The organism is Variovorax sp. OV084 (assembly GCF_900111625.1).
Lineage (GTDB): Bacteria > Pseudomonadota > Gammaproteobacteria > Burkholderiales > Burkholderiaceae_C > Variovorax.
This window is the reverse complement of sequence record NZ_FOII01000002.1, coordinates 187966-199205: the sequence shown is the minus strand read 5'-3', so window position 1 is coordinate 199205 and position 11240 is coordinate 187966. Positions and strand designations below refer to the sequence as shown.

Genomic DNA, 11240 nt, shown 5'->3' with positions numbered 1-11240 from the left:
ACCGGCCGGCTCCCGCGCTGTGATGGTGCGGGAGCCTTTTCTTTTGGTACACACTTCGCCCCCATGCGCATTGGTATTTCAGTCCTCACCCACGCGGGGCAGAACATCTGGGAGAACGGGATGGGGCAGAACGTCCTGTTCCTCGCCCGGCTGCTGCAACGCATCGGGTTCGTCGAATCCGTCACCCTGATCGACGCCGGCGACCAGCCGAGCATGCCGCCCCAGGTCGACCTGGCTGCCATGGGCCTGGCCTTCGGGCGGGCGCGCGAGCTGACCGATGCGCTGGACGTAGTCATCGAGATGGCCGGCGCGCTCGACGTGCAATGGCTCTCCTACTTTCGCGCATGCGGCGGCCGCGTGGTGTTCCATTGCGTGGGCCAGCCTTTCGCGGCGCTGGCCGAGCCGATCGTGTTCACCGACAAGGGCCACTTCAGCAAGCCCGAGCGCTGCGACGAGGTGTGGCTGCTGCCCAAGGACGAGGCGTTCGCTCCCATGATGCGCACCATGCATCGCTGCCCGGTGTTCGAGGTGCCGTACCTCTGGTCGCCGCAGTTCCTGGCCCAGCGCGTCGCGGAGGTCGAGGCCGCGGGGCATCGTTTCGGCTACACGCCGCGCACGGCGCAGCAGCCGGGCTTTCGGGTGGCGATCTTCGAGCCCAACATCTCGGTGGTGAAGTCCAGCAGCGTGCCCATGCTGATCTGCGACGGGGCCTATCGCGCAGACCCGGCGGCCGTGACCTCGATGCAGGTGCTCAACACCCTGCACATCAAGGACCACCCGACCATGCTGTACCTGGCGAACTCGCTCGACATCGTGCGCCAGCACAAGGCGATCTTCCACGGCCGGCACGACTTCGCGGGCTTCATGGTGCAGTTTGCCGATGCCGTGGTTTCGCACCAGTGGCAGAACGACCAGAACTACAGCTACCTCGATGCGCTCTACGGCAACTACCCGCTGGTGCACAACTCGCCCTGGCTGCGCGATGCGGGCTACTACTACCCAGACTTCGACATCGCCGCCGGCGCCGCGCAACTGCAGCAGGCCGTGCGCAATCACGACCGGCAGCTGGACGACTACCGCGTCCGCTCGCAACGCGTCTTCGACGCGGTCGATCCGCTCAACCCCGCGAACGTCGACGGCTATGCGCAGCGCCTGCTGAACCTGGTGGGTGGCAATGCCGCATTCCGTGCCGACGGCGTGAAGGCTGCCGCATGAACGAGGCGCAGCAACAAAAGACCGCCATGCCGGCCAGGCTGAAGGTCGGCGTTTCCATCTTCATCCGCAAGGGTGAGCAGAGCCTGTGGGAGAACGGCGTCTACCAGAACTGCCTGTTCCTCGTGATGCTGCTGCTGCGTTCGCCGCGCGTGGAAAGCGCCGTGCTGGTGGCCGGCGGTGGCGACGGCGGCCCGGCGGACGCCACCAACTTCCTCGCCGATTCGCCGGTGCCCATCATCGACATGGCCACGGCAGCGCAGGAGCTCGACCTCATGATCGAGATGAGCGCCCAGCTGGCCATGCCGTGGTCCGTGGCGTTCCGTGAGCGCGGCGGCAAGATCGTCTCGATGCGCGTGGGCAACGACTACGTGATCGACATCGAGCGCATGATTTTCGACAAGCCGCACGGCCTGCTGATCTCAGGCGCGCCCTACGACGAGGTCTGGACGATTCCCGAGTACGAGGTGTCGTGCAAGCCCTACTTCGAGAGCACCTTCCGCGCGCCGGTGCGGCTCATGCCGCATCTCTGGAGCCCGATGGTGCTGGAGCGCGCCATGACCCGCGCGCCGGCGGACAGCCCGCCCTTTGCCTACGAGCCCGGCCGCAAGCAGTGGCGCGTTGCCATCTTCGAGCCGAACATCTGCATGGTGAAGACAAGCTTCATCCCGATGCTCGGCTGCGAGGCGGCGCATCGCGCGCAGCCGCGGCTGATCGAGAAGATGTGGGTCTACAACAGCTTTCACCTGAAGGACAAGCCGCTGTTCATCGGCTTCGCGCAGAGCCTGGACCTCGTGCAGCACGGGCTGGCCACCTTCGAGGGGCGCTTTCCGATGTACCAGGTGATGCCCGGCAAGATCGACGCCGTGTTCGCGCACCACTGGGAGAACGCGCAGAACTACCTCTACTACGAGGCGCTGTACGGCGGCTACCCGCTCGTCCACAACTCGCACCTCATCGGCGACTGCGGCTACCGCTACCACGGCTTCGACTGCGAGGAGGGCGGCCGCGCCCTGCAGCGCGCCTTTGCCGAGCACGACGCCAATCTGCCGGCCTACCGCGAGCGCGCGCGCCGCTTCATCGCCACGCTCGACCCCGAGGGCGAGGACAACGTGCGCGCCTACACCGCCGCCATCGAAAACCTTTACGCATGAGGACCGGGATGAAGCCGACCCAACGAATCTCCCGCCTGCTGATTGCCGCCCTTGCATGGGCCGCCGGCACCGCGGCGCTTGCCCAAGGCGTGCTGGTGCCCCAGGCCCCGCCCGCGGCCCCGCAGGACACGCTCACGCGCGCCGCCACCAGCGTGGGCATCAAGCGCTGCCTGCCGGCCATCACGCGGCTTTCCACGCTCACCGTGCAAGGTGCTCGCAGCCACGACGTGCTGCTCGACTGGGACCGCAAGCGCCCCGATGCAGGGCCGATGTTCTCGCTGATCGGCATGGAGTTTCCGAACGCCGGCGTAGCTGCTTCGATCACCGCCATTCCCGATGAAAGCGGCGCCTGCACCGTGTCGGCCGAGCGCATCTCGGTCGCGCCCTTCACCTGCGCGAGCGTCGGCCAGCAGGAGCTGGCGAGCTACAAGATGACGCGGCTGCTGCCCAACTACGCGGTCTACACCGACGAGAAGGAGCCGACCTCGTCGGTCTCGCTGATCGATTCGCCGCCGGGCTGCCTGGTCATCCGGCGCTATGTCGAATATGGCTGGCGGGATCCAGCCGCCGCTGCTGCGGCCCAGCCTCCGAAGAAGCGGTAGGCGCGTCCGTCTCCGACAGGCCGGGGAGCCCTTGACCGGCCCTTGGGGCCAGCCACAAGCCTCAAGAATGGTGCCAATCCGCGCGCATTCGTCGCGGAAGGAGACGCACCATGCCTCTGGCGACACTGATCGGCCGATGGGCCATGCAGCCATTCTCGAAGGCGCTCCCGCCGCTGGGCGACACCGAGCGCGCGGCGCTCGAGGCGGGCACCGTCGGCTTCGAAGGCCAGCTCTTCGCAGGCCGCCCGGACTTCGATGCACTGGCGGCCATGGGCCCCAACCAGCTCACCGAACGCGAGCAGGCCTTTCTCCACAACGAAGTGCGCGAGCTGTGCCACATGCTCGACGACCACGCCATCGACCAGGCGCACGACCTGCCGCCCGAGGTGTGGCGCTATCTGCGCGAGAAGCGCTTCTTCGGAATGATCATTCCCGAGGAGTTCGGCGGCCTCGGCTTCGGTCACCATGCGCACGCCACGGTGGTGGCGCGCATCGCCACCGTCAACGTGGCCACGGCCGTCACGGTGATGGTGCCCAACTCGCTGGGGCCTGCCGAACTGCTGCTGCGCTACGGCACCGATGCGCAGAAAGAGCACTACCTGCCGCGCCTTGCCGACGGCCGTGAGCTGCCGTGCTTCGGCCTGACATCGCCGTATGCGGGGTCGGATGCGGCGTCGATTCCCGACCGTGGCGTGGTGGTCGAGCGCGAATTCAACGGCCGCATGACGCGCGGCTTCCTGGTCGATTTCGACAAGCGCTACATCACGCTCGCGCCGGTCGCCACCGTGGTCGGGCTGGCCTTCCACGCCATCGACGAAAGCAGGCCCGAGGGCGAGCGCGAACTCGGCATTACCTGCGCGCTGATTCCAGTGCCGCACGAGGGCATGGAGATCGGCCGCCGCCATCGCCCGATGGACAGCGCCTTCATGAACGGCCCGATCCACGGCCGTCAGGTGTTCGTGCCGATGGACTGGATCATCGGCGGCGAGCAGCAGGTCGGGCAGGGCTGGCGCATGCTGATGGAATGCCTGGCGGCGGGCCGCGCGATATCGCTGCCGGCGCTGGGCTCGGCGATGCAGCAGACCGCGCTCTACGTGAGCAATGGCTATGGGCAGATTCGCGAACAGTTCGGCATGCCAGTCGGCAAGTTCCACGCGGTCGCGGGGCTGGTGGCGCAGATGTCGGCCGAGCTGTATGCGACCGACGCGGCGCGGCGCTTCACGGCCGCCGCGCTCGACAAGGGCGAGCGGCCCAGCGTGGCGAGCGCCATCCTCAAGGTACAGCTGACCGAAGCCGGACGCCGCGCGGTCAACCACGGCATGGACATCCTCGGCGGCAAGGGCATCATCTCCGGCCCGTCGAACCTGCTCGGCGTGTCCTACCGGCAGGCGCCGATCGCGATCACGGTGGAGGGCGCGAACATCCTCACGCGTGCGCTCATCGTGTTCGGGCAGGGTGCGGTGCGATGCCATCCGCATGTGCTCGACGAAATGGCAGCCGTGCAAGCGAAGGACGAGACCGCGCTCGGCAAGGCGCTCATGGCGCACGGCAGGCACGTGGCTGTGAACCTGTGGCGCAGCCTCTTCGGCGCGCCGGTGCTCGGCACGCCGCCCGATGAGCTGATGCACGAAGCGCGGCTCCTCGCGCGCATGAGCGCCAAGTACGCGCTCACGGCCGATCTCGCGATGGGCATGCTCGGCGGCAAGCTCAAGCGCATGGAGCTGCTGTCGGCGCGCCTGGGTGACGTGCTCGCGCACCTGTACCTGGCCAGTTCGTGCATTTGGCGCTATCGCGTCGATGGTGCGCCCGAACTATTGCCCTTCGCACGGGCTGCGATCCGCCTGCAGATCGACGAGGCCGGCAAGATCCTGCGCGATCTGTATGCCAACCTGCCGACGGCGAGCCGGCGCGTGATCGGTGCGCTGGTACTGCGCCGCACCGCGCACCTGGCGCCGCTGCGCGACGTGCAACTGCTCGAACTGGCCGACCTGCTGCGCAAGGACCCGCGCATCGTCGAACGCCTGGCGCCCGACCTGAGCGAGCCCGCCGCGGGTGGCCTGCGCGATCTGATGTACGCGATGGAACTGGGCGCGCAGCTAGGCGACGCCACGGTCGCGCTCAACAAGGCGCTGCGCCGCACGAACTCGCTCGAAGAGGCGGCCCGCTCGGCACCCGACCCCGAACTGGCGCTCGCCTACCTGAAGGCAGCCGACAAGGTCATCCAGGTGGACGACTTCGAAGGCCCGCCGCGCGATGCAGACGGCAGGGCCGACCTCAGCCCGCCTGTTGCTGCTGCGCAGCCAGTGCCATCAGCGCCGCAGCCGTCTGCTCATCCGCCGGAAAGAACGACTCCACCGCGAGTTCCTGCAATGTGACGTCGACCGGCGTGCCGAAGATCGTGATGGTGCTGATGAAGCTCAGCACGCCGCTCGGCATGACCACCTGAAAGGGCACGGCCACCGCCGACAGCGCGGTGTCGATGACCGGCGCGTCATGGCTCACGGCGGGCGGGGGATAGGCCGCAAGTTCATCGTGCAGCGCTTGCAGCACCGCGTCGCCCGTGGCGGCAATCTGCTGTTGCAGCCGTTCGAGCAGGTGAGTGCGCCACTGCGCGAGATTGGCGATGCGCGGCGCCACGCCGTCGGGGTGCAGGCTCAGGCGCAGCACGTTGATGGGCGGCTTCAGCAGCTCGGGCGATGCGCCTTCCATCAGCAGCGGCACCAGCGCGTTGTGCGCGACCAGGTTCCAGTGGCGGTCCACGGCCAGCGCGGGAAAGGGCTCGTGGCCTTTCAGCACCAAGTCGACAGCGCGGCGTGCCGCGGCCATTGCCGGATCATCGAGCGAGCGCTGCCGATACATCGGCGCGAAGCCGGCGGCCACCAACAACGCATTGCGCTCGCGCAGCGGCACCTCGAGCCGCTCGGCCAGGCGCAGCACCATCTCGCGGCTCGGCGCGGCGCGGCCGGTTTCAACATAGCTCAGGTGGCGGGTCGAGACCTCGGCCTCCTGCGCCAGGTCGAGCTGGCTCAGGCGGCGGTGGGTGCGCCAGTGCCGCAGGTGGGCGCCGAACGGGTCGCGCGCGCCGGGCTGGCTGGCCTTGGTCGGGTGGGAGTGGGTGGTGTTCATGAGGCGCATTCTGGCGTGGCAGCGGCGCGGCGCCATGACCTCACAGGTCATCGACGCGATCCATGCTGGCCGGAATCATTGGCTCCAACGCGGCAGGACTGGCCTGCCGCGTAACCACCAAGGAGATCCTCATGTCCGTCTTCGCATCCCCCCGCTTCCTGCCCGCCGTGATGTGGGCCGACGCCGCCTCCTGCGCCGCGACCGGCGCGCTGCAGGTGGCATTCACCGGCGCACTGGCCGGGTTGACCGGGCTGCCGGCGCCGCTGCTCATGGGTACGGGCGTGTTCCTGCTGGTCTATGCCGCCGCCGCGGCCTTCATGGCCAGCCGCAGCACGCCGCCACGCACGCTGATCGGCCTGGTCGTCGCCGGCAACTTCGGCTGGGCCGTGGCGTGCATCGCGCTGCTGGTGAGCGGCATGTTTGCGATCACTGTGCTGGGCATGGCCTGGGTGCTGGCGCAGGTGGCGTGCGTGGTTGTGTTGGCCGAGCTGCAATGGACTGGCCTGCGCCGCACCCGCGGCAGTGCAGGCGCGGTCACCGGGCTGACGCCGGCCGGTCGTTGGTGATCCGATCTCGCGCAAATGCCGGCGACACCCCTTTACCCGGCATTTTTCGCGATGAGGAACAGGGCGGCAGAAGGCGGGATCGGAGAAGACCGACTACAACGGCTGACATTGATCCCTGATATCTTTGAGAGGCTTCCACGAACAAACAGGAGTCTCTCCATGGCCAAAGCCCCGGCGCATGCGTTTGCGTCCACCCTCAAGACCTTCAAGACCCCGTCAGGCAAGTCCGGCAAATATTGGTCCCTGAAGGAACTGGCCAAGCAATACCCCACCATCGACCGCCTGCCCGTCTCCATCCGCATCGTGCTCGAATCGGTGCTGCGCAATTGCGATGGGCAGAAAGTCTCGGCCAAGCACGTCGAAGAGCTGGCCCACTGGGCGCCCAACGCCGAGCGCGTAGACGAAATTCCCTTCGTCGTCACCCGCGTGGTGCTGCAGGACTTCACCGGCGTGCCGCTGCTGGCCGACCTGGCCGCCATGCGCAGCGTGGCCGCCAAGCTGGGCAAGTCGCCCAAGACCATCGAGCCGCTGGTGCCCGTCGACCTGGTGGTCGACCACTCGGTGATGGTCGACTACTACGGCACGCCCAAGGCGCTCGACCTGAACATGAAGCTGGAATTCCAGCGCAACAACGAGCGCTACCAGTTCATGAAGTGGGGCATGCAGGCCTTCGACACGTTCCGCGTCGTGCCGCCGGGCTTCGGCATCGTGCACCAGGTCAACCTCGAATACTTTGCACGCGGCGTCTACAAGAGCCCGAGCGACAAGGACGACAAACCAACGTATTACCCCGACTCGCTGGTCGGCACCGACAGCCACACCACCATGATCAACGGTATCGGCGTGGTCGGCTGGGGCGTTGGCGGCATCGAGGCCGAGGCGGCCATGCTGGGCCAGCCGGTCTACATGCTGACGCCCGACGTGGTGGGCTTCGAGCTCACCGGCAAGCTGCGCGAAGGCGTCACGGCAACCGACCTGGTGCTGTACGTCACTTCCATCCTGCGGGCTGAAAAGGTGGTCGGCAAGTTCGTCGAATTCTTCGGCCCCGGCGCCGCATCCATTGCCGTGCCCGACCGCGCGACCATCGGCAACATGGCGCCTGAATACGGCGCGACCATGGGTTTCTTCCCGGTCGACGACATGACCGTGGCGTATTTCGAAGGCACCGGCCGCACCAAGGAAGAGGTCGAGCGCTTCGCCGCCTACTACAAGGCGCAGGGCCTCTACGGCATGCCCAACCCGGGCGACATCGACTACACGAAGATCGTCAAGCTCGACCTGGGCACCGTCTCGCCCAGCCTGGCCGGCCCGAAGCGCCCGCAGGACCGCATCGACCTCGGCCACCTCTCCACCAAGTTCTCGGAGCTCTACAGCAAGCCCAACGACGCCAACGGCTTCAACCAGCCGGCCGACAAGCTCAAGCTGCGCTATCCGCTGGTCGCGGCCGGCAAGGCCGGTGACGAAGAAGCCGCCCCGCCGCCAGCAGGCGCACCGCTCGACGTGGTCGAGATGGTGGCGAACCGCTCGACCAACGCCGCCGCGCACGTGAGTGCCACCGCGCCTTCGGCGCCCAAGGGCGAAGTCACCATCGGCAACGGCGACGTGCTGATTGCGGCCATCACCTCGTGCACCAACACCTCGAACCCGAGCGTGATGCTGGCCGCCGGCCTGCTGGCCAAGAAGGCCGTCGAGGCTGGCCTCACGGTCAAGCCGCACATCAAGACCTCGCTGGCTCCGGGCTCGCGCATCGTGACCGAATATCTTGAGAAGGCAGGCCTGCTGCCGTACCTCGAAAAGCTCGGCTTCTACCTTGCGGGCTACGGCTGCACCACCTGCATCGGCAACGCCGGCGACCTCACGCCCGAGATCAACGAGGCCATCACCAAGAACGACCTGATCGGCGCGGCCGTGCTGTCGGGCAACCGCAATTTCGAGGCGCGCATCCACCCGAACCTGAAGGCCAACTTCCTGGCTTCGCCGCCGCTCGTGGTTGCCTTTGCCATCGCCGGCAACGTAATGACCGACCTGATGACCGAGCCCGTGGGCAAGGGCAAGAAAGGCAAGGACGTGTACCTCGGCGACATCTGGCCCACGCCGAAGGAAATCGACGACAACCTTCGCTACGCGATGAACGCCAAGTCGTTCCGTTCCAATTACGACAAGGTCAAGACCGACCCGGGCAAGTTCTGGAGCAGCATCAAGGGCACCGATGGCCAGGTGTACGACTGGCCGAAGTCGACCTACATTGCCGAGCCGCCGTTCTTCGAGGGCTTCAAGATGAAGCCGCACGCGTCGGACGCAGGCTTCAAGGGCGCGCGCGTGATGGCGCTGTTCGGCGACTCGATCACCACCGACCACATTTCGCCGGCCGGCTCCATCAAGGAAAGTTCGCCCGCGGGCATCTGGCTCAAGGCGCACGGCGTGCCCAAGGCCGACTTCAACAGCTATGGCTCGCGCCGCGGCAACCACGACGTGATGATGCGCGGCACCTTTGCCAACGTGCGCATCAAGAACCTGATGATTCCGCCGGATGCCAACGGCACGCAGGAAGAGGGCGGCGTCACGCTGTTCCAGCCGGGCAACCAGAAGATGTTCATCTACGACGCCGCCATGAAGTACATGGAGCAGGGCGTGCCCACGGTGGTGTTCGGCGGCGAAGAGTACGGCACCGGTTCCTCGCGCGACTGGGCCGCCAAGGGCACGCAGCTGCTGGGCATCAAGGCCGTCGTGGCGCGCAGCTTCGAGCGCATCCACCGCGCCAACCTGGTCGGCATGGGCGTGCTGCCACTGCAGTTCCGCGGCGCCGATTCATGGCAGACGCTGGGTCTCACGGGCGACGAGCAGATCGACGTGGTGATCGGCAGCGAGCTGAAGCCGCAGATGGACGTGAAGCTGGTGGTGCACCGCCCCGACGGCACGCACCAGGAGGTGACGGTGCGCCTGCGCATCGACACGCCTATCGAGGTCGACTACTACAAGCACGGCGGCATCCTGCCGTTCGTGCTGCGACAGCTCCTGGAGTAACTCCCGGGAGCAGACCCGTCGACGCTGCTACTTCGAGGCGGCGTCGAGTCGCTGCGCAAGCTGGTCGAGCAACGGGCGGATCTTTTCGCCGACGCGGATCTGCGGGTTCGAGAAGCCGTCTTCCTTGCCGGCCTCGATCTCGCGCTGCTTGATCAGCGGCACGGCCGCCGCGAAGGCGGTTTCGAAGGAGCGGGTCTTGCGCAGTTCCTCGTTGAACATCGCGCGGCCGAAGAAGGTCAGCTCCGACAGCCGGCCGCATCCGTACGAGGTGTGCGTGGCGTCGGCGGCGGTCATCACCAGCGTGTTTTCGTTGGCCAGAGGTTCGATCCAACCCCCTGAATAGCAGGCCGACACCGCCACCACCCGGTGGCGAATGCCGGCTTCGTCGAGCGCTTCGCGCAGTTCTTCCGGCGTGAGCCAGGGCACGGCCAGCGGCCAGTGCGCGGCGGCCAGCTGGTGGTCGCGCGCGCCGTGCGAGGTGAGGTAGACGATCAGCACGTCGTTCTCGCGGTCCATGCGCTCGGCCAGCGCGGCAATGGCACGCTGCAGGTTGAGCGGGGTGGCCCAGGGCAGCGTCTCGGCTGTGGTCGCGTGGTTCATCAGGTGGATCACGCGGCCCTTGGCGTCGAAGCGTTCCTCCAGCAACTGGGTGACCATGTTGCTCTCGCGCAGGAACACGTCTTCAGACGCGTAGGGCGCAAACACCAGCCCGTAGACGTTGGTTTGCCCCGGCTTGCCGGCGGGCAGGGCCGCGACCGTGCGCTCCCACAGCGCCTGTTGCTCCTCGAAGAGTTCCTGCGTCAGCTGCATGCGCGGACGCTCGGGCTGGGTGGATGCGCTGGTGGCATCGGGCTGCCACATGCGGTCCTGCGTGTTGAGCGATTGCCAGAAAGTCAGCGTCAGCAGGGCGACGAACGCGGGCGCGAAGATCGCAAGCCGCCAGCGCGCGCCGGCTTCGCGCGCGGTGAACCGAACCAGCGCCAGCACCATCCACGCGCATCCCAGGCCGAAGACCACCCAATAGCCGGGCGAGGTGGCGATCGCCGACGGCAACCAGCCGCGCGTGTAGCCCAGCGCCAGCATGCCGAGCGCCAGGTTGGCCGGGAACATCGCCCAGGTGGCCAGCACGAACCAGCGCGCCAGTCCGCCGCCGCGGGCCCGCCCGGACAGCGCGAACCAGCCCAGCCACGCGAGCACGCCCAGCACCCAGAGCGTGTTGAGGCCGACGGTTTCGTAGAGCCGTGCGGGGCCGGCGATTTCGAGGCGCGCCAAGCCAGTCCAGACGAGTTCGGGCAGCAGCACGAGCAGCAGCAACTGCCAGGGCGCGGGTCGTGCATCGACGCGCGGCTCCAGCAGGAGCGAGGCGCGCAGGCCGCCGACCAGCCAGTGCAACAGGCTCGCGCGCGGCGGGGTGTCCTGCGTGGGCGGAGGCGAAGCGGATGCTTCTTCGGTGTTCTCGGGAGGCTGCTGCGGTGCGATGATGTCTTCGGGCATGTCGTCGATCATGCCCTTGGGGGCCGTGCTTCTTGCCGGCTGTCGCCCCGGGTTTGCCTGAA

8 protein-coding genes are annotated in these 11240 nt (G+C 67.4%); 6 read left to right on the top strand and 2 right to left on the bottom strand.

The genetic code is table 11. From position 1 onward, the window contains the following. Positions 1–63 precede the first annotated feature (63 nt). From BMW87_RS07300 to BMW87_RS07285, 4 genes are all read left to right on the top strand, one after another. A complete protein-coding gene (locus BMW87_RS07300; protein WP_093075548.1) occupies positions 64–1215 on the top strand; it encodes a DUF2827 domain-containing protein in 1152 nt (383 codons plus the stop codon). Continuing rightward, positions 1212–2366 carry a DUF2827 domain-containing protein gene (locus BMW87_RS07295; RefSeq protein WP_093075547.1) on the top strand — a complete coding sequence of 385 codons (1155 nt, stop codon included), beginning with the start codon at positions 1212–1214 and terminating at the stop codon, positions 2364–2366. Before BMW87_RS07300 ends, BMW87_RS07295 begins: the two co-directional genes overlap by 4 nt. A gap of 8 nt (positions 2367–2374) precedes the next feature. Further along, positions 2375–2968, top strand: a complete 594-nt coding sequence (locus BMW87_RS07290; protein WP_093075545.1) for a hypothetical protein — start codon at positions 2375–2377, stop codon at positions 2966–2968. 110 nt (positions 2969–3078) lie between these two features. After that, positions 3079–5343 carry an acyl-CoA dehydrogenase gene (locus BMW87_RS07285; protein ID WP_093075544.1) on the top strand — a complete coding sequence of 755 codons (2265 nt, stop codon included), beginning with the start codon at positions 3079–3081 and terminating at the stop codon, positions 5341–5343. Here the strand turns inward: BMW87_RS07285 and BMW87_RS07280 are convergent. Next, on the bottom strand, positions 5243–6094 hold the full coding sequence (locus BMW87_RS07280; protein WP_093075542.1) for a helix-turn-helix domain-containing protein: 852 nt from the start codon (positions 6092–6094) through the stop codon (positions 5243–5245). The genes BMW87_RS07285 and BMW87_RS07280 overlap by 101 nt on opposite strands. 131 nt (positions 6095–6225) lie before the next feature. Between BMW87_RS07280 and BMW87_RS07275 the strand changes: the two genes are divergently transcribed. Together BMW87_RS07275 and BMW87_RS07270 are read left to right on the top strand one after the other, a co-directional pair. Continuing rightward, positions 6226–6660, top strand: coding sequence for a hypothetical protein (locus tag BMW87_RS07275; RefSeq protein ID WP_093049576.1), 435 nt, complete (start codon positions 6226–6228; stop codon positions 6658–6660). A 159-nt stretch (positions 6661–6819) separates the two neighbouring features. Beyond that, a complete protein-coding gene (locus BMW87_RS07270; RefSeq protein WP_093075541.1) occupies positions 6820–9684 on the top strand; it encodes an aconitate hydratase in 2865 nt (954 codons plus the stop codon). A 27-nt stretch (positions 9685–9711) separates the two neighbouring features. Here the strand turns inward: BMW87_RS07270 and BMW87_RS07265 are convergent, their stop codons facing one another. Then, the gene (locus BMW87_RS07265) at positions 9712–11190 is read right to left on the bottom strand and encodes a C13 family peptidase (RefSeq protein WP_256216695.1); all 1479 of its coding nucleotides are present in this window, start codon (positions 11188–11190) and stop codon (positions 9712–9714) included. Positions 11191–11240: the final 50 nt, after the last annotated feature.

Bases quoted from the DNA above. Each gene is read 5' to 3' on its own strand.
- BMW87_RS07300 (WP_093075548.1), top strand. From the start codon at position 64: ATGCGCATTGGTATTTCAGTCCTCACCCACGCGGGGCAGAACATCTGG.
- BMW87_RS07295 (WP_093075547.1), top strand. From the start codon at position 1,212: ATGAACGAGGCGCAGCAACAAAAGACCGCCATGCCGGCCAGGCTGAAG.
- BMW87_RS07290 (WP_093075545.1), top strand. From the start codon at position 2,375: ATGAAGCCGACCCAACGAATCTCCCGCCTGCTGATTGCCGCCCTTGCA.
- BMW87_RS07285 (WP_093075544.1), top strand. From the start codon at position 3,079: ATGCCTCTGGCGACACTGATCGGCCGATGGGCCATGCAGCCATTCTCG.
- BMW87_RS07280 (WP_093075542.1), bottom strand. From the start codon at position 6,094: ATGAACACCACCCACTCCCACCCGACCAAGGCCAGCCAGCCCGGCGCG.
- BMW87_RS07275 (WP_093049576.1), top strand. From the start codon at position 6,226: ATGTCCGTCTTCGCATCCCCCCGCTTCCTGCCCGCCGTGATGTGGGCC.
- BMW87_RS07270 (WP_093075541.1), top strand. From the start codon at position 6,820: ATGGCCAAAGCCCCGGCGCATGCGTTTGCGTCCACCCTCAAGACCTTC.
- BMW87_RS07265 (WP_256216695.1), bottom strand. From the start codon at position 11,190: ATGATCGACGACATGCCCGAAGACATCATCGCACCGCAGCAGCCTCCC.